The sequence below is a fragment of the Desulfovibrio sp. genome (assembly GCF_047607245.1).
GTDB lineage: Bacteria > Desulfobacterota > Desulfovibrionia > Desulfovibrionales > Desulfovibrionaceae > Desulfovibrio.
The window spans coordinates 1-18,951 of record NZ_JASGDK010000094.1 but is presented as its reverse complement, the minus strand read 5'-3'; the positions used below and the strand labels follow the sequence as shown (position 1 = coordinate 18,951).

Genomic DNA, 18,951 nt, shown 5'->3' with positions numbered 1-18,951 from the left:
GTCCAGCGTGGCTCTTGGCGGTATGGATTCCCTGCTTTCCACCGTGCAGATGCCCCCCGGATTTCCCGTGGCCACTGTGGCTCTGGACAAGGCCGGGGCGCGCAATGCCGCTTGGCTTGCTGCCCAGATTTTGGCTCTGGCCGACCCGGCTCTTGCTGAAAAGATTATCGCTGCCCGCGCAAAAATGCGGGCCGATGTTGAAAAGGCTGGTGAAGAAATCAGCCGTAAATACGCATAAGGACAAAGCATAACGTCTTTTAAGCCTTTGGGGCGCATAGATTGCCCGGTATTACAGCGTCTGCCTGATGGTGGCCGCTGTAATACCGGGCATTTTTTTATGGATAAAAAGTTGTTGCGCAGACAAATGGTGCTTGTGCACAGTGCCGTCTTATTGCGCCTCTGCCGGGCAAAATGCCTGACGGCAATTTGGGTTTTCATGATTGTGCTCGCGGCGGGCTGCGTAGCTCCACAGGGGCGCGCCCAACTGTTTGCCCAAGCGCACGAATTCAGCGAAGTACGCTTTGCCACAGTCATGTTTACTTTGCAGGGGTGGGTCCGTCTTCCCGCAAACAGGGCCACAGCGGTTCTGTCAGCCTCTGGGGGAGCGGCTAATGAGACGCTCAAAGCAGAAGCTGGGGGTGAAGCAGTTACTGCTAAGCTGGAAAAAGCTGAAATAATCGGTACTGGAGCGACAAGAACCCTGCGAATTTATATTGAAGGCGACGGTTATGCATGGAGATCACGCACGAGGCCATCGGAAGATCCTACCCCGCGTGATCCCGTGGGCTTGCGTCTGGCAGCCGCTGACCCCGGGCCAGACCCTGTTCTCTACCTTGCACGGCCTTGCCAGTATGTTCGGGGTGAAGACCGCCGAAATTGTGAAAAACGCTATTGGACAACGGCTCGTCTTGGGGATGAGGTCTTGCAAAGCCTTGACGATGCGATCAGTCAGGCTAAAGCACGTTATGGCGCTGATCGAATCGTTCTGATTGGATTTTCCGGTGGTGGCGGGGTGGCAGCCCTGCTGGCTGCCAAAAGGCGGGATGTGGCATTTCTTGGCACAGTGGCCGGAAATCTGGACACCGAAGCATGGGCGACGTTGCATAATCTGAGCCCGTTGGCCGATTCAGTGAACCCCATATCTGTTGCTCCTGCTCTGCAAGGCCTGCCTCAGTTGCATTTGAGCAGCAGCGGCGATGCAATCATGCCCCCATCAGTAAGCGCTGGCTTCTGCCGTTCTATACAGCAGCCTGAGGCGTGCGTTGTGCTGGACGGGATTTCGCATGCTGGGCCGTGGGAGGATTATTGGGACTATGGGTTAGCAACGACTAAGAATTGATTGGATTTTATTGAAATATGTGATGTTTTTGGTGCTATATATGAATATTGTTATAGCATTAATTATATTGAATAAACGTATTTTATATGATTAACATGCTGAAACTAAGATATATTTTTAAAGAGAATTATATTTGAACGCATGATACATTTGTTTGCATAGTATTATCTATTTTTATGTTTTATGGCTAAAATCAAGGTGTAGCGTCTCGTAACAGTGTGAAGTGGAATTCCGGCTTCTTGAGGAGCCCGTTTACTGGTTCGAGGCCTGGCAATGAACAATTGAAAAAACAGCTTGGAGTAAGCATGGCGTTTTCTTTACACGGCTATCGTTTGCGCTCTTTTGCAGTCCATTTTAAAATTGTTCTACTGTTAGTATTCATTTTTTATTTTCCACTGCAAGCCAGCGCGGCCAGTTCAGGCAGTTTCAAAACGCAGGAATACTGGAACAGCACTGGTCTGGATTTTATTCATGCTGCTGATGCCTATGCTATGGGCTACACTGGAGCAGGAATAACATTGGGAGTTATTGATACGCCCGTACGCTTTGACCATCCAGAATTGGCGGGAAAAATGGCCGGGCAGTATATGGGCATAGATGGTCAGACCGGGCAACCCTATATACCCAAATGGGAGCACGATACGCACGGTAGCCATGTGGCTGGCATTATGGCGGCCCTGCGGAACGATATGGGCATGCACGGTGTGGCCTTTGACGCCAGCCTTGTGTCAGCGGGGTATTTGGGAGTTGACCAAAAAAATAATCCTACAAACCTGTTATTGCCTAATCTTGTTGATTTTTTTGCGGCTCGACCAGAAATACGTGTCATTAACAATAGTTGGGGAAGTTCATTTTACCCCTCCCTCGAAACAGTGGAGCCTGATCCGGAAGAAATTCGGCAGGAGCTGGAAATATACTCCAAATCAGTATTCGGACAAGTTATTGAATTAGCGATAAATTATGATAAAGTAATAGTGTTTGCAGGGGGCAATGACACCAAAAAAGCCCCGAGCATAGACGGTGCGTTGCCACGTTATATGCCGGAGCTGAAAACCTGGCTCAACGTTATTTCTCTGGATATTGCCAATATAACAACAGCGTCTGACGGTACACGCACAATCAGCCCCACAGGGGTAAGCAGTTTCAGCAATTTGGGGTATAAAGCCTCACTGTGGAGCGTGTCTGCCCCCGGCAGTAGCATCAACTCTCTTGATGCCGCCAATAACGGCTATACGCTGATGGGCGGCACCAGTATGGCTGCGCCCTATGTAAGCGGAGCTCTGGGGTTGGTGCAGCAGGCTTTTCCCTGGATGACGGGCAAGCAGATGGCCGACACCATACTGACAACGGCTGACAATACCTTTGATGCGCCCGATCATCTTCTACAATATTCCACCGACGCGAATGGGTATATTAATAAGGTAGTTGTAACCATTGTGGATAATCCTGGCTTCACGCCCAGCCTCGTAACAATCGAGAGCTGGATTGACGCCGCCTACGCATCGCACCCCGGTTTGAGGGATTTTTTAAAATATCTGCTGAATAATGGCAGCTACAGCACGCAGAATCTGGAGAGAGAAGACGTCTTTGGTCAGGGGTTGCTGGATGTAGGCAAGGCCGTGCGCGGCATCGCCCGGCTGGACGCCAACCGCATGACAGCGGCCGATGTGGTGGCGTTGCCAGAGCTTGGCTCTGGCAATCACGCTCTGGAAACATTCAACACCCAGGGCTACTCTGCTGAATTCAGTAACGACATCACCCAGAGAAAATGGGACGACACTTACCATCATGTCGACTTCCAGAGTGGCGTAGGTGCAGACGGCACTGCCCTGGATGGTTTAGACGTGGGCCTGCGCAAGACTGGCGCGGGTTTGCTGGTTCTCAGCGGCACAAATAACTATGCGGGCGCTACGGTGGTGGACGGCGGAGGTCTGGCTATCAGCAAGAGGTCTGACGGCACTGGCGGCGTACTGCAAAACAGTGACGTGCTTGTGCGGCAGGGCGGTACATTGTTGGGTGACGGCGAGATTCAGACGCACGTTGTCAATTCCGGCACAGTGGCCCCGGGCTATCGCGGCCTGGAGCTCACCGTAGCTGATTATACTCAGAATGCCGACGGAACACTGCAAATAGGCATTGCGGCTAATAAGCAATATTCCGTGCTCAAAGCGGCCAATGCAGCATTCGATGGTGCGTTGCGGTTTTCTCCCACGCCGGGATTTTATTCAAACACCTATGCCATAAGTGCCAACGGCGTACAGGCGGCAAGTTACAGTGGCACTTTTAGCAGCGTGGGCATGGCCTCCGCTTCTCCAACACTCGGTTTCGACGTTGTCTCAAGCAGCAGCCCCGTGGGAACAGCTGCAATAACGCAGCAACGCGCCTATAATGCCTACAGCCGCTATGCCGACAGCGCTACCACTTCCAGCATGGGCCGGGCTCTTTACCCGGTGTCTGGGCAGGCCACAGGCGACATGCAAAACCTGTTTCAGGCGCTGGACTGGACTGACGCTTCAGGAAGTGAAGTTGCTCCGGCTATGGAGCAGTTGAGCCCCGCCAGCTATGATGCTGTGGCGCGGGCAGGCCTGGAGGCGCAGCGCCAGCTCAATATGCTTCTGGTGCAGCGTTTTCTGGGCGGCAGCGCCCCGTTGGGCACTGCAAGCGGCACGGGCATGTCCAGTGGAGACGCGGCTTCCGGCTGGCAGGCATGGGCTCTGCCTTTTGGCAGTTACAACAACATGAACGCCAACGGCGGTTCGGCAGGTTTTACGTCGTCTGGCGCAGGGCTGGCCCTTGGCGTTGACCGTCAGTGGGACAGCGGCCTTACCGCAGGGTTCGATGTGGCACTTTCCGGCCGTCGCACTTACATGCATTATGCGGGTGAAGCAACGGCCAAAACCCTTGCCGCATCTGTGGGCGGCCACGCTCATTTCAAGCCATCCTGGTGGGACGGCGGGTATGTTATGGGTATGGCCCGCGTGGGTTTTGAAGACGTAGATATGAAGCGTACGGTCAATTTTAATGGATACCTGCGCAATCATGACAGCCGCTGGACCGGGCTTACCACAGATTTTCTGGCAGGCGGCGGCAAGGACTGGAGCTGGGCACCTTCCTGGGGCGGTGTGGAAGCCGGGCCGCTGGGCTGGCTTGAATACAGCCTGAGTTCAAGACCCGGTTTTACTGAAGACGGGGCTGGCGCTTCGGCCCTCAAGGTGGATGCCGCTACTTATGACAGCCTTTCTTCCGTGCTTGGCGCGCATGCGAAGCTTTCCCGCACGCTGGAAAACGGCACGGCACTTTCGTGGGATACACTGGCTGGTTGGCGGCATGACTGGCTTGACGGATCTTTCCATAGCGATGCCAGTTTTAAAGGATACGATGCGGGTTTTGAAAGCCAGTCAGACATTCCGGGCCGTGATGCCATGCTGGTGCAAACCAGCTTGCGGGCAACCCACACCAGCGGCTTTTTTGCGCAGGTGGAGCTTGGTGCGGAGTTTTTCCGCTCGCACAGCTCCTCTTGTTCCGGGGGAATCAGCTTTGGCCTGGAATTTTAGCAGGTAGCAGGCCCGTTTTTTCGGGATCACCACGCCAAACGGCTCTTTTTATGAAAGCTGTGTGCCCTTGCGTACCCGGCTGAAATGAAAGGAGCCGCTTTTTTGCTGTCAGGGCAACGCTCGTAACGTGCGTCATGCTTCAAACCGAGCTCATGACAGAACGGTCATTGCGAGCTTACGTTTAAGCTGTTTGATAGTGTTCTGAATATATCCGTTGTCGCGGGCAGTATCTTGAACAAGAGAGCAAATAAAAGGGCCGCCGGGCACATGAACCGGCGGCCCTGGTCAGGGCAGGCGGGGTAGTTCCTGCCCCTGTCTACGCATTGCCGAAATAAGGTGGGCGGCGCGTCTGTGCGTCGCCGCTGACGCGGAAAATCTGGACAGTGTAGTGGCCCTTGCCGCCGCATGTGGGGCAAGCGTCCGTAACCAGCAGGCAGGACGAGTCCAGTTCCAGCGGGTCAATACCCGCCATCCCGAGAATATGTGTGGCCTTGCCCTGTTCCCACATGACGGGCGAACCGCAACGTCCGCATTCCACATAGAGGAGTTCAGGGTCGTAGCCCTTGCCAACAAGGGGGCCGCGCAAGGGTTCGGCTATGGCCTTGAGTGTGTTGTCATGCATTATTTCCTCCCTGAGGCCCCGTCGCATCCTGGCTGTTCGCTTGTTCGCGGCAGCGGCGCGCTCTCTGAGCCTTGCCTTCCATAGATAAGCACCTCTGGCGGCAAGGCAAGCCCCGTGCCGTTTCCGAACCCGGTATTTTCCCGCGCGGCGCGGCGACTTGCCATGCAGCACACGGGCGCTTACACTGAAACCATGTCTGAAAAAAATCGTCATATTCGTCTGCTACCGCCTGAGCTGCGCAACCAGATCGCCGCTGGCGAAGTGGTTGAACGACCCGCCAGCGTGTTGAAGGAACTGGTGGAAAATAGCCTGGATGCCCAGGCTGGCCAGATAGATGTTTGCCTCGAAAATGGCGGTCAAAGCCTTATCAGCGTGCAGGATGACGGCAGCGGCATCCCCGCAGATGATCTGGAACTGGCCGTCACCCGTCACGCCACCAGCAAGATAACCTGCCTTGAAGATCTGGAGCGCATTCTCTCCTACGGCTTCCGTGGTGAAGCCTTGCCAAGCATCGCTTCAGTCTCCCGTTTTTCCATTACGTCCGCTCATGAAGGTGAGGACGGGCGCGTCACGGCCCATCGGGTGGACGTGGAACACGGTTTGCTTAAAAGCTCCGGCCCGGCGGCTCTGCACCGGGGTACCCTGGTGGAAGTGCGTGACCTTTTTTCCAACATACCAGCCCGCTTAAAGTTTTTAAAGACCCCCTCCACCGAGTTCAAACGTGCTCAGGACTGGATGGCCCGTCTGGCGCTTACCCGGCCTGAAGTTGGCTTCAGCCTGCATTCTGGCGAACGTGAAGCCTTGCGTTTTTTGCCGGGGCAAACGCTGGCGGGACGCCTTGGCATACTGTGGCCGAGGCTTATCGTGGACGCCCTGCGCCCCTTCGACGGGCAGAGGCACGGCATACGCGCCCACGGCCTTGCGGCGCTGCCCAACGTGAGCCAGCCACGCGGCGACCGTATCCTGCTGTACGTCAACGGGCGCTCCGTTACGGATAAACGCCTGCTGGCCGCCGTGCGCGAAGCCTACAAGGGGCGCATGACCAGCCGCGATTATCCGCAAATAGTGCTTTTTGTGGAAATGGACCCGGCGGAAGTGGATGTCAACGTGCACCCGGCCAAGAGCGAGGTGCGCTTCAGGGACGAATCTGCAGTTTTTTCGGCTGTGCTGCACTCTGTTCAGGGTGCGCTTGTCACGTCCTTTGACGTGGCTGACGCCGCCTGGCATGACGCTGCCCCTACGGGTGGATCTGACCATGCTATGTCAGGAGCCACAGGCGCCGCCCCACGCCCGCAAGGCTTCTGGGGGCGGCTGGACAATCCCCCGCTCATGCAGCGGCCAGAACCTGAAAACAGTGCTGATGAAGGCGAGTGGCGCGTCAGCGTACCGTTTTCCGGGCAGGACCCAAGCCTTGCTCAGGAAGGCGGGCAGAGTCTTGCTTCAAGTTTTGCCCCGGCGCACGTAGACCCGCAGGGAGACGCCAGCGGTTCTGGCTGGGAACAGCAGGGCCGCGCGCCATTTTCAAATTCAGCGCAAGGGGCAGCAGAGTACGGCGCAGCGGCACACACAGGCCCGGAAATTCAGGGGCAGCCTCTGCCAAACGGACTTTTCTTACAGCCCGATGGGGCAGATGCAGACGGCTATGGCCGCATGGCGGAAGACAGCGCGGCGTATACTGCGGCCTCCGGCGTCGTAAACACTGACCACAATGCCACCGCCTACGGAGCCGCACCTCTGCCTGATGACGAACCCGTGAGGGACCGCCAACCCCTGCGTGTGGAGAATGTAGAATATCTGGGGCAGGTGGCAGACACCTATCTGGTGCTGCGCGACAGAGCCGGGGCCCTGCTTTTGCTGGATCAGCACGCCGCGCATGAGCGGATACTCTATGCCCGCATGCGGCGGGGCGGTTTCGCGGGATCTGGGCAGTTGCTGGCCTTGCCGCTGGAAATGCCCCTGCATCCGTCAGAACGCGAGCGCTTGTTCGAGTTGCGCGGCACGCTGGAATCTCTTGGTTTTGTGCTGGAAACATCGTCCAGCGGTCTTGAGGTCAGGGGCATGCCTCCTGTGCTTTCACGGGCAGAGGCCAGAGATTTTTTGCGCGAAGCCCTGGCGGGCCGCAAGGATGATCTGGCAGGCATGTTCATATCAATGTCGTGCAAGGCTGCCATCAAGGCCGGGCAGCGCCTCACGGATGACGAGGCCGCTGGGCTTCTGCGTCAGTGGCTGGCCACTGACGACAGGGAATACTGCCCGCATGGCCGCCCCTGCATCCTGCGCTGGGATGGCGTGGAACTGGAGAAGCTTTTCAAGCGCCGGCAATCGTAATTTTGCATGTTTGCTTGGTGAGGGTTGGCCCCCTCAAGAAGGTGTCCTGTTATAGTGGCCGTTGATACTTGGGCACGGAAGAGGCTGAAACTATTGATCCACAAGTGTTTGCCGGAAGCACCGGACGGAAACTGGGCCAGAAGTGGCAGCTCCGGGGGCCTGGACCAGGGGTACTGAGGCCAAAAACTGCATATATTCGCCAAATCAGCTTCTCAGGAAGTCTGTAGTCTGGAGATTTCTTATGGAAAAGAAATATTGGCTCTTGAAGTCGGAACCAGGGTGTTACTCGATCGACGACCTTGCCGCTGAACCAGAACAGATCACCAGCTGGAGCGGCGTGCGCAACTTTCAGGCGCGCAATTTTCTTCGCGATCAGATGTCTGTGGGCGATATGGCCATTTTTTATCACAGCGTCACCGCGCCTTCAGCGGTTGGTGTGGCCCGTGTGGTCAAGGCCGGGTATCCTGACCCTACAGCCTGGGAGCCGGAAGACGAGCACTTCGACCCAAAATCGACGCCAGAAAGGCCGCTTTGGTATACAGTGGACGTGTGCTTTGTCAAAAAATTCGCCAATGCCGTACCGCTCAAGGCTATGCGCATGGACCCCGCCCTGGCGGGTATGGAATTGCTGCGTAAAGGGTCCAGACTTTCAGTAATGCCAGTGAGCAAAAAAGAGTTTGAGATTATTTGCAGAATGGGGGACCCGGAGAGCAGGCAGAGTGGGTAGTTTGCTGGGCTTGTTTACGTGGTGGCGGGCAGTTTTTCTTAGATCAGAGTAACCTGACAGCACGCATTCTTGGAGTTAGTCAGATCTGGAAAAATGCACCACTAATCGAAAGTTGGTCTGATTTTTCATTTTGGCCGCCTGCGCGGCGCGCGGCAGAAGGGGCCTGTTAGGGGCTGCCGGCCCTCCGAGGCCCCCTCTGCACTCCCCCGGACGACCCCGCTTGAGCTTTTCAGTTTCCGACATTCTGCGAGGACTGCGCGACGTTCGCTCCGGGAGCTTCCTCGCTTCGCTCGGTGATCTCCCTGCGCGCAGCAACTTGCTCGAAATATTTACATAATTTACTAAAATTATTCTATCATGCCGCCAATGTTGTTGCCATTGTTGGAAGCCTTGAATAGGGGTATCACTTTCTCATGAGCGGCATCGCTTACTACTACACAGATTCAGCAAAGATAGAACTTGTCCTCACCAATGGTGAGGCGCGTAGCTATCCTTGGCATATGCATACGCAGCACTGGACGGTCGGTTCAGTGCGTTCCGGAGCCGTAACGGTAGCGACTAAGGCTGGCCCCAAAAAGCTGCGCTGCGGTGAACAGTTCTTCATACGGCCATATGAGCCGCATAACCTGGTTGTGGCCCCGCAAAGTTCACTGTTTGTTTTTTGCTTTGAAAACAGGAGCGCATTTTCATCAAAAAATGAGATTCTTCGCGAAGTTGTATGTCGCTCACCTTTCCTCCAGGAGCAAGATGATTTACTCATGCGGCAATTGGATGCTTGCTTGGAGGGCATTTTCTCCGCAGAAAATAAGCACATAAATTTCTTGGAGAAGTGTGATTCCCTTCTTTATCGGTCTGTCCAGGCTGTGGTTTCCATCGTGCTGGAAAATCCCGATCAGTTTGTTTCCATCAAGCAAATGGCCGAATACGCCGGGTACAGCCAGTGGCATTTCTTGCGCGCCTTTCAAAAATTTACCAGCATGACGCCCCACGCGTTTCAGCTTCTTTGCCGCTTGCGCCTGCTGCGCAGCCTGCTGCGGGCGGATACGGAAAGCGCAGCCGCTGCCGCATCCGCCGGTTTTTCCGACCAGAGCCATATGCATAAGGTCTTCAAGCACCATCACGGAATGACTCCAAGAGAATTCAAGCAGGCCAGCTTCAGGCTGAAACTGTGATGAATTTGGCAAAAAGGCAGAGCCCCTCTTCGCCCGCACTGACTTCGTGTTGCTCATCCCTGGGAATAATGGTCATCACGCCAGGGGCATAATGAACTTCCCCCTTCTCTGTCAGGCAGGTGCCGCTCCCCTTGATAACCTCGTGCACTTCGATGCTGTTTGGATGTGTATGCATCCCGATTTTATGATTCGGCTTGATGCGCACAAGATGACACGTAAACAAATCGGCAGTTTGTGCCGTTGTTACAATGGTTTTTAAGGATACTCCGGCAAAGTCTTTGTGCTCGTTCCACGGGCAAAGCCCAAGATCCACTTGCTCCCCGGATTCAGCCAACATTCCTGTTTCAAATTCATGAAATAAATCTTTTTCCATAGCGTATGCCTCCTGCGGTAGACGGTATGGAGACATACTAGGCAGCTGGTGCATAAGCCTATTGTAAAAAATTGCTTTTTTCGCAAAAAAGCAGAAATTGCTTGTCGGCCCGGTACGCAAGAGAACCTAAGCCGAGATTGACGCGGTTTCCCTTTGCGAAGATGCCGCTGCCTTATGATCTCGTGGGTTATGACGAAGGCTTGCCGTCCGATTTTTTAACACCCTCGGGCTTTTTACCCAAGCCATCCCCTTTGCCGTTGTTTACACGCTCTGGCGCGCTTTCCTGCTGCGCAAGAGTAAACAGACGCCCACGTTGCACGGCTTGCCCGCCGAACTTCTGGCGCAGGCTGTCCAGTGCGGCATCCAGTTTTTGTCGTTTTTCCTCAACCTGCGGGTCAAGATTTTGCCCGGCGGCTTTGCCCGTGCCCGGCAGAAAAAGCTGGTTCGCAGGGGCGTCAAAGCCAGACACGCCAAGCCCGATAAGGCGCACAGGCTGGGGGAAGGACAATTCTGCCAGCAACTGGCAGCCTATCTGAAATATGGTTTCCGTGGCATTAATTGGCTCTTCCAGTGTGCGCGAACGCGTAACCTGCTTGAAGTCACAAAATTTCACCTTGAGAGTGACCGTGCGGCCCTTGTAGCCATGCTTGCGCAGCGAGGTGCCCACGCGTTCGGCATGGGCCATAAGCATGCGTTGCAGAAAGTCCCTGTCGCGCGTGTCTTCCGCAAAGGTGCATTCCGCGCTTTCACTCTTGGCGGCGCGGCCCGTCTCAACTTTGCGGTTATCGCGTCCGTGTACGCGCTCATACAGCGCACCGCCCCATTTGCCAAAACGGCGCTCCATAGCTTCGGGGCTGAAGTGGCGCAGTTGACCCACTGTTCTGATGCCCATCTCTTGCAGGCTTTGGACCATGCGCTTGCCCACGCCGGGAATTCTGCCCACTGGCAAGGCGCACAAAAAGGCGTCCACTTCTTCGGGGCGCAATATGAACACACCATTGGGCTTGTTCACGTCTGAGCAGATCTTGGCCAGAAACTTGACCGGAGCAGCCCCCACCGAGCAGGTCAGGCCGCCCGTCACGTCAAAGACGCGGGTTTTGATGGCCGCCATTAGTTCATCCAATGGTCCAAAAAGACGCTCAAGGCCTGTGGCATCCATATAGGCCTCGTCCACACTGGCAGGTTCCACAAGGGGCGAGAAGTCACGAAGGGACGCCATAATGGCGTTGGAAAGTTCGCCATAGCGTCTGTAATTTCCACGCACAATAGCAGCCTGCGGGCACAGACGCCGCGCCACAACCATTGGCATGGCCGAATGCACGCCAAAGGCCCGCGCCTCATAGGAACAGGTAGAGACCACGCCCCGGTCACTGCTGCCGCCAACTATGACGGGCCTGCCGCGCAGATCGGGGTTGTCCATTTGCTCAACGGAAGCAAAAAAAGCGTCCATATCAAGGTGAATAATCATGATGGCGGCCCGTGCGGGGCTGTTTACGGATGAAATGAGCGAATTGCTGACTGCTTGCGGGATACTTGAGGGTAGCACGGGGCGGCCTGACAGGGCAAACGCCGGGCAAGGGGGGCCGTGCGCGGCAGGTTTTAGTTCCCGCTTTAGTTCATAAGGCCCTTCGCACTAGCGTAGATTAACTTTGAAATGCATTACATTTCAAAGTTGTCATTCTGCCGAAAAATGTGATTTTCGGCAGAATCCACGCCGCGTTGCGGCGCGCTGCACGCTTGTGCAGCGTTAGAGCATTTGAACTTTTTCAAAGTTAAAATGCTCTATACCAAATATATAAAGAATTTTAGGGGGAGGAGGTGTGTGGGAGGAGACCCTTTCGCAAAAGGATCCCTCCCGCACAAAGTATCCAAAAATACAATGAGATCTGTACCTAAGGAAGCACCGATTAAAGAGCCTCCGGGAATGCGAAGTTATTCCGTTTGGCAAGGCGCGATCTTTTTTGTAGCAGGAGTGGACTCTTCCGTCCTCGACTGTTTCAAAAAAAGTGAAGCAACGCCGCCAAACGAAATAACTCAGCGTTTCCCTAATCCAGCTTTTGGCGTACCCGTTCAAGCTCCGTCTGCACCAGAGCTTCCGGCGCGCCCAGATAGCGCAGCAGGTATTCCGACATGCCCAGCGCCACTTCGCGCTCGCCGCTGAATACAGCGGTAACGCCTTCCTGCCGTAGCTTGCGGGCTTCACCCACAAAAGACGTATGCACAAGAATGCGTATGTCGGGATTGACGGCGCGTGCAATGGCGGCCACGTCCGAGGCGGGAATGCTGGGGGTGGTCAGGAGCAGGGCTTCGGCCCGCTCCAACCCTGCCTCACGCAGAATTTCGGCCTGACCGGCGTCACCGTGAATGATGGGCAGGCCTTTGCCACGTTCCTTGCGTACTGTGTCGATATTCATCTCCACCACCACAGGTGTGATACCGCTTTCACGCAGGATGCTGCAACAACTGCGGCCCACAGGGCCGTAGCCGATGATGACTACGTGGGGCTTCCCGTCATCCGGGGCAGCAGTTGGAATACCCTCGGCGGGCTGTCCATTTTTGCGTCTGCCTTCGATCCAGCGGGCCAGACCCTCAAGCCTGCGGAAGATCATCGGGTTCAGGGTAATGGAGATCATTGCCGCCGGGATGATGGCGTTGTTCACTCTGGCGTCAAAGATGCCAAGGCTGATGCCCATAGCCGCGAGAATAAAGGAAAATTCCCCTATCTGCGACAGCGAGGCCGAAACCGCCAGCCCCAGCCGTAACGGCTTGCGGAAGAGCGTCGTCATGGCCAGCGCGCCCAGAGGTTTGATCACCAGAATGACGAAGAGTGTCACCAGCATGAGGGGCCAGTCTGTGAGCAGGGCCACAGGATCAAAGAGCATGCCCACTGAAACGAAGAACAATACCGCGAAGGCGTCGCGCAGGGGCAGAGCCTCGGCAGCGGCGCGGGCACTGAATTCGGATTGCCCCACGACCATGCCGGCCAAAAAGGCTCCAAGGGCCATGCTGGCGTCAAAAACGTAGGCTGCGGCCACGGCAATGCCCAGAGCCAGCGCAATGACAGCCAGGGTAAAGAGGTCGCGCGTGCCCGTGCGGGCCACATAGCCCAGAAAAAGGGGAATGAGCTTCTGCCCCACAACCAGCGTAAAGACCGTAAGGCCAGCCAGTTTGAGCAGGGTGAGGCCCAGTGCGCTCCAGAATTCTCCTCCCGGGCTGAGAACCGAGGGAAGCAGCACCAGCAGCAGAATGGTAAAGATGTCTTCAACCACCAGCCAGCCCAGGGCCACATGCCCCGTATGGGTGTGGAGCTGATGGTTGTCTGTGAGCACACGGGTGAGCACCACGGTACTCGCCACTGAGATGGCCATGCCGAAGATGGCTCCAGACATCAGCGAAAAACCGAAGAAATAGTGCAGCATGACCATACTGGCCAGTGTTGCGGCTGAAATCTGCACGGCAGCGCCGCCAAGGGCAATAGCCCCCACAGCCAGAAGATCCTTGAGATGAAAGTGCAGGCCCACGCCGAACATGAGCAGTATGACGCCGATTTCAGCGCACTGGGCTGCAGTTGCCGCGTCGGCCTCAAAACCGGGAGAATATGGCCCAACCAGAATGCCCGCCAGCAGATAGCCCACCAGGGGCGAAAGGCGCAGCTTCTGGGTAATGAAGCCCAGTATCATCGCCGCGGAAAGACCGCCTGCCAGGGTCAGTATGAGGGTTGTCTGGTGTTCCACAATTATTCCTCCTGTCCTGCGAGCCATTGCAGCCACAGGCTGCGGCGGCGCGGGCCATCACCTTCACACAGATAGACAGACTGCCACGTGCCAAGGCAGAGCTCGCCGTTTTCCACAAAAAGTGTCAGCGAGGGGCCGTGCAGGGTCGCCTTGATATGGGCGTCGCTGTTGCCCTCGGCATGGTGATAATCACCCAGACGCGGCGCAAGACCGTTGAAAAAGGTCAGCATGTCGCGGCGAACGTCGGGGTCTGCCCCTTCGTTCACCGTGAGACCGCAGGTGGTGTGCGGGCAAAAAAGAGCCAGAATGCCGTTGCGCCAGCCTTTTTCAATGGCGTTGCGCCGCACAAAACTGCGAAGCTGCGAAGTAATGTCACGCATGTCGCTACGGCTTGTGGTCTCAAATTCCAGGCACAGCACGGCAGCCTCCTTGGGGTCAGATTACGGCAAATTCCAGCAGATCTGAACTGGCGATGCGGTCCAGTTCTTCACGCTGGTCTTCAGGGGTCTCGGTAAACAGAAAGCCGAACAGGCCATAACGGCTGTAGTCGTTGCGGCGCAGGCACAGCACCCTGGCAAAGCCCCGGCTCAGGGCTTCGTAGTCAAAACTGTGAACAGGCGGGCAGTTGGCGGGTTTGTTCAGTGCCATGAGGGTATACAGCTTGCCTTCCTTGCCTTTGAGGGCTTCATCCCAGTTCGGCTTCTGGCCTTCAAGAAAGCAGCCATAGGAGTGGAAGCCCCAGGCAAAAAGGCTCACATCCGTGCTGCACCAGCCCGCAAAGCGCAGGGCGTTGAACTCGATGGGCAGGATGCGTCCAGCCGCGGTGCGGCGCAGTTCCACATGGGCCGGAAAATTTCTCAGGCCCAGAATGGCGTTGACCCTGTTGAACCATGCCTCAAATTCTGCAAGATAGTTCTCGATGATGCCCGCGCTGGTGTAATAGAGGCGGTCGCTCACGTCGGTGTCGCCAGTGAATTCGTGCCGCAGGATGTTGCAGATGACGGCTTGGCCGTCCTGATCGAAATAGACATCCACGGCGTATTCATCGCCATCAATGTATTCTTCCAGCAGCCAGTCGTTGCCGTCAACAACGGACTGTGGATACTGCTCGGCCCAGCGTTGCGCTTCGGCGGCAATGTCGCTTTTGGCGGCCTGCCAGTCTGCTTCATTGCTGATGCGGTATACGCCAAGGCTGAAAAATCCTACTGCTGGCTTGAGAATACAGGGCACGCGCACGGCCTCGAAAGGCAGGGCCTGCATTTCTGCCAGGTTCAGGCGGCGGTAGTAATAGTTTGTGTCCAGCGGGCGCAGCAGTTCGCGGGTGAGCGCCTTGTTCTTGAGCTTGCCTGTGGCTTCGGCCAGTGCCAGAGAGCAATGCTCCGTCACCCAGGACAGGGAATTTTCAGAACAGGTGTACAAACGCGGAGGGGCAGAGCTTGCGTTGTTCTGCTCTTGCCCTTCTTGCAGCATGGCGGCAAAGCGGGCTTCGGGCACAAGGTTGAGCGCCTGCCTGTCCTGCACTTTAAGCCCGGTTGCGCAGGCCCGGGCCATATAGTTGTCGAGCACGGGTTCCTGCCGGGCTGCCGCATAGGCCAGCAGCTCCGGCGAAACATAAGGCTGGTCGAGAATGATCATTCGCCGCCCAGCACGCGGAAGTAAACCGCAGGTTCTTTGAGCAGCCCCGCGTCCAGTGTGCGCTGGAGGGCGTCGCTCATGGCCTGGGCCGTGGTTTCGTGCGTCATGAAGACCAGAGGCACGCCCTGTCCTTCATCAGACTTCTGTATAACCTGCGCCATACTGATGCCCTCGGCGGCCATGCAACCCGAAAGATCGCGCAGCACGCCGGGTGTGTCCTGCACCATAACGCGCACGTAGTAGCAGGAGCGCCATTCTTCTGGCGGCACAATGGCGGCCTTGGGCAGTTCCTTGCCTACAAAACCCGTATTATTGGGGCGTTCGTCGCGGGCAACGGCCAGCAGGTCGGCCAGCACGGCTCCGGCTGTGGGCAGATCGCCCGCGCCGCGTCCGTGGAAAAAGAGCGGGCCGGAGGCATTGGCGTCCACGCGTACGGCATTGTACGCACCGCCTACGCGGGCCAGCAGATATTTGTGGAAAACAAGGGCGGGAAACACCCCGGCTTCAAGGCGTACCGGGCCTTCGCCACAATCCTTGGCGTCAGCCTTTTCTTCGGGGCAGGGCACCTGACGTACCTGACCGATGAGCTTGATGCGGTAGCCGAATTCGCGGGCAAGGCGGATGTCCAGCGCAGAAAGGCCGCGAATGCCCCGCACTGAAAGAGCTGTATAGGGATAGTGTACCCCGTAGGCCAGACGGATAAGCAGAATGAGCTTGTGAGCCGCGTCGTGCCCGTCGATGTCCAGCGTGGGATCGGCTTCTGCGAAACCCAGATGCTGGGCCTGCTTGAGGGCCACGTCAAAGTCCAGACCATTGGATGTCATTTCGGACAGGATGAAGTTGCTGGTGCCGTTGAGAATGCCCATGAGCGACTGAATGCGGTTGCCCGTGAGGCTTTCCTTGAGGGCTTCCACAATGGGCACTGCCCCGGCCACGCTGGCTTCGTAGCGCAGAATGCGCTTCTTGCGGTCGGCCTTCTGAAAAAGCGAAAGGCCTTCTTCGGCCAGCAGGGCCTTGTTGGCCGTAACAATGTGCTTGCCCTGGTCGAGAGCGCGGTCGATGAGGTCACGGGCGTTGTCGATGCCGCCTATGAGCTCCACCAGTACGTCGATTTCCGGGTCGTCCGTAAGATCGCGTGGATTGGTGACCAGTTCCGCTCCGTCGGGCAGGGGCACGTTGCGCGCCTTTTTGGCGCTGCGTACCAGTACTTTCTTGATCAGGATGTCACGGCCTGAACGGCGGCGGATGAGGTCCGCATTTTCTTCAATCAGGCGTACCAGCCCGCCGCCCACGGTGCCGAATCCGGCAAGGCCTACTACCAGTGGCTTGTCACTGTTCTTGGTCATGATTTCTCCGAAAGTGCCCGGTAGCAAAGCCGCAACTGATAAGGCACCGGTTTTGACGCAGATCGGGCATGTCCGGCCTGCGCACGTTTTTATCCTTTTACGTCATGTGGCAACAGCTCTCAATACCCGAAAAGGCCAGGGGCAAAAAACACTGTGCTCCGGCGGCGGGCCGCTTGCGGGCGCGCGCATGCGCAATCCCCGATGCGAACCCGCCCGCCGGAGCGCAGGTGGATATAGTCTGGTCCTGTATCTGCTGCATAAAAGCAGGAAACTTTTATGTGCTGAGCCTGAGAGCTTTTACGTTAAAATGCTCCGGGGCATTGCAGCTTTGAAAAGATATATTTTCAAAGCTGCTCCGCTCTAGTCAGACGTGCCCGATAACAGCCTGCGCATGCTGCTGATGGCCTGCCGCGTGCGGTGTTCGTTTTCAATAAGGGCAAAGCGCACATACTCGTCGCCGTAAGAGCCGAAGCCAAGACCCGGCGAAACGGCTACATGGGCCTCGGTAAGCAGCAGCTTGGAAAATTCCACGGAGCCCATCTTGCGGAAGGCTTCGGGAATGCGCGCCCACACAAACATTGTGGCCTTGGGGGAAGGCACTTCCCAGCCAATGCGGTTGAGGCCGTCGATGAGGCGGTCACGCCGTTCCTTATAGACATTACAGATGTCGTTCACACAGTCTTCGGGGCCGTTAAGGGCCACGGTGGCGGCTATCTGCACGGGCTGGAAGATGCCGTAGTCGAGGTAGCTCTTGATGCGGGCAAGGGCGTGGATAAGGTGCTTGTTGCCCATGCAGAAGCCCACGCGCCATCCGGGCATGGAGTAGCTTTTGGACAGGGTGTAGAATTCCACGCCCACGTCCTTGGCTCCCTTGGCCTGCAGAAAGCTCGGGGCCTTGTAGCCGTCAAAAACAAGGTCGGCATAGGCCAGATCGTGTATGACCCAAATGTTGTTTGCCTTGGCGAATTCCACAATTTTTTCAAAAAAGGCCAGATCCGTCACTTCAGTGGTGGGGTTGTGCGGATAGCAGAGGAAAAGCAGCTTGGGCTTGGGCCATGCCTGACGGGTCGCGGCTTCAAGGTCTTCAAAAAAATCGCGGCCAGGGCCGATGGGCACACTGCGCACATCCGCGCCCGCAATAATGGGGGCGTATTTGTGGATGGGGTAGGTGGGGTCTGGCGCAAGCACCACGTCGCCAGGCTCAAGCATGGCCAGCGAAAGATGGGCCAAGCCTTCTTTGGAGCCCATTGTAACTATGGATTCGGTTTCCGGGTCAAGGTCCACGTTAAAATGGCGCTTGTAACGGTCACAGACGGCCTTGCGCAGGTTGGGGATGCCGCGCGAGAGGGAATAGCGGTGGTTGATGGGCTTGAGTGCTGCCTCTGCGAGCTTTTCCACAATGGGTGCGGGCGTGGGGATGTCCGGATTGCCCATGCTGAAGTCCACGATGTCGATATTCTGCCGACGAAGCCGCATCTTGAGGTCCCCCACTACAGCAAAAACGTAGGGGGGCAGGCGGCGAATGCGTGAAAACTCTTCCATTGTCTTGCTCCCAGAGCATAATGATTGTCCCGGCAAGGGCACAAGCGCCCTTGCGGCGGCGCGGCGGGCGGCCTGCAATGTCACTCGGCCGCGCAAGGTTAAAAAACCCCGCGCTCTTTCGCCCCAAAGACGTAAGCACGGTGGACGCCACAGGCGTTCCTTTTGAGGGTGATGCAGCATAGCCAGCGAAAAGCCGGTTTGTAAAGCTTCTGCATGAAACATCAGGCAATTAAGTTCTTTTTCCGCATTGTTAGTTTATATACAAAGAGGTTGCGGGTGTGGCGGACACGCCAGTTGCTCTTTGCTTTCAGCACGTCGTGGTGTACGGTGAACAAGAGTATGCTGCCCGGAGGAACACATGGACGACCATATCCGTTTTGACCATCAGAATCTTGAACTGCACCTGTTGGACCAGCGCTTTCTGCCAGAGCGGGAGTCGGACTTTGTGTGCCGTACTGCAGACGACGTGATCAGCGCCCTGCAGACGATGGTCGTGCGCGGCGCGCCTGCCATCGGCGTTACTGCGGCCTGGGGCTGCGTGCTGGCCCTCAAGGATGCGCAAGGGCCGGACTGGGCCGC

14 protein-coding genes and 1 pseudogene are annotated in these 18,951 nt (G+C 56.6%); 7 read left to right on the top strand and 8 right to left on the bottom strand.

Annotated features, from left to right (window positions below):
• The 3 genes from QM579_RS07620 to QM579_RS07610 form a co-directional block, all read left to right on the top strand.
• Positions 1 to 238: AIR carboxylase family protein (locus QM579_RS07620; RefSeq protein WP_414998570.1), on the top strand; the 238-nt coding region annotated here is incomplete at its 5' end.
• Between the two features lie 198 nt (positions 239 to 436).
• Positions 437 to 1,339 (top strand): hypothetical protein, encoded by a 903-nt coding sequence (locus QM579_RS07615; RefSeq protein ID WP_414998569.1) that lies wholly within the window; start codon positions 437 to 439, stop codon positions 1,337 to 1,339.
• A gap of 305 nt (positions 1,340 to 1,644) precedes the next feature.
• Complete coding sequence (locus QM579_RS07610) at positions 1,645 to 4,893, top strand: S8 family serine peptidase (protein ID WP_414998568.1); 3,249 nt, start codon at positions 1,645 to 1,647, stop codon at positions 4,891 to 4,893.
• A 316-nt stretch (positions 4,894 to 5,209) separates the two neighbouring features.
• On the opposite strand, the gene QM579_RS07605 is transcribed toward QM579_RS07610, so the two are convergent.
• Complete coding sequence (locus tag QM579_RS07605) at positions 5,210 to 5,515, bottom strand: hypothetical protein (protein WP_414998567.1); 306 nt, start codon at positions 5,513 to 5,515, stop codon at positions 5,210 to 5,212.
• A gap of 192 nt (positions 5,516 to 5,707) precedes the next feature.
• Between QM579_RS07605 and mutL the strand changes: the two genes are divergently transcribed.
• From mutL to QM579_RS07590, 3 genes are all read left to right on the top strand, one after another.
• On the top strand, positions 5,708 to 7,843 hold the full coding sequence (gene mutL / locus QM579_RS07600) for a DNA mismatch repair endonuclease MutL (RefSeq protein ID WP_414998566.1): 2,136 nt from the start codon (positions 5,708 to 5,710) through the stop codon (positions 7,841 to 7,843).
• Positions 7,844 to 8,084: 241 nt separating this feature from the next.
• Complete coding sequence (locus QM579_RS07595) at positions 8,085 to 8,570, top strand: EVE domain-containing protein (RefSeq protein WP_414998565.1); 486 nt, start codon at positions 8,085 to 8,087, stop codon at positions 8,568 to 8,570.
• Positions 8,571 to 8,983: 413 nt separating this feature from the next.
• The gene (locus QM579_RS07590) at positions 8,984 to 9,742 is read left to right on the top strand and encodes a helix-turn-helix domain-containing protein (protein WP_414998564.1); all 759 of its coding nucleotides are present in this window, start codon (positions 8,984 to 8,986) and stop codon (positions 9,740 to 9,742) included.
• Here the strand turns inward: QM579_RS07590 and QM579_RS07585 are convergent.
• The 7 genes from QM579_RS07585 to QM579_RS07555 form a co-directional block, all read right to left on the bottom strand.
• Positions 9,726 to 10,115: a cupin domain-containing protein gene (locus QM579_RS07585; protein WP_414998563.1), complete on the bottom strand. Its 390-nt coding sequence runs from the start codon at positions 10,113 to 10,115 to the stop codon at positions 9,726 to 9,728. The two genes, QM579_RS07590 and QM579_RS07585, sit on opposite strands and share 17 nt — an antisense overlap.
• 187 nt (positions 10,116 to 10,302) lie before the next feature.
• Positions 10,303 to 11,619: a DNA polymerase IV gene (locus tag QM579_RS07580; protein WP_414998571.1), complete on the bottom strand. Its 1,317-nt coding sequence runs from the start codon at positions 11,617 to 11,619 to the stop codon at positions 10,303 to 10,305.
• A gap of 541 nt (positions 11,620 to 12,160) precedes the next feature.
• A complete protein-coding gene (locus QM579_RS07575) occupies positions 12,161 to 13,876 on the bottom strand; it encodes a cation:proton antiporter (protein WP_414998562.1) in 1,716 nt (571 codons plus the stop codon).
• Positions 13,852 to 14,268, bottom strand: a complete 417-nt coding sequence (locus QM579_RS07570; RefSeq protein ID WP_414998561.1) for a secondary thiamine-phosphate synthase enzyme YjbQ — start codon at positions 14,266 to 14,268, stop codon at positions 13,852 to 13,854. The genes QM579_RS07575 and QM579_RS07570 overlap by 25 nt, the downstream gene beginning before the upstream one ends.
• A 16-nt stretch (positions 14,269 to 14,284) precedes the next feature.
• Positions 14,285 to 15,484 carry an ATP-grasp domain-containing protein gene (locus tag QM579_RS07565; protein ID WP_414998560.1) on the bottom strand — a complete coding sequence of 400 codons (1,200 nt, stop codon included), beginning with the start codon at positions 15,482 to 15,484 and terminating at the stop codon, positions 14,285 to 14,287.
• On the bottom strand, positions 15,481 to 16,830 hold the full coding sequence (locus tag QM579_RS07560) for a homoserine dehydrogenase (protein WP_414998559.1): 1,350 nt from the start codon (positions 16,828 to 16,830) through the stop codon (positions 15,481 to 15,483). Before QM579_RS07560 ends, QM579_RS07565 begins: the two co-directional genes overlap by 4 nt.
• Before the next feature lie 360 nt (positions 16,831 to 17,190).
• Positions 17,191 to 18,372 carry an aminotransferase class I/II-fold pyridoxal phosphate-dependent enzyme gene (locus tag QM579_RS07555; protein ID WP_414998558.1) on the bottom strand — a complete coding sequence of 394 codons (1,182 nt, stop codon included), beginning with the start codon at positions 18,370 to 18,372 and terminating at the stop codon, positions 17,191 to 17,193.
• A gap of 358 nt (positions 18,373 to 18,730) precedes the next feature.
• Between QM579_RS07555 and mtnA the strand changes: the two are divergent.
• Positions 18,731 to 18,951, top strand: a pseudogene (gene mtnA / locus QM579_RS07550) (S-methyl-5-thioribose-1-phosphate isomerase); the annotation flags it as partial.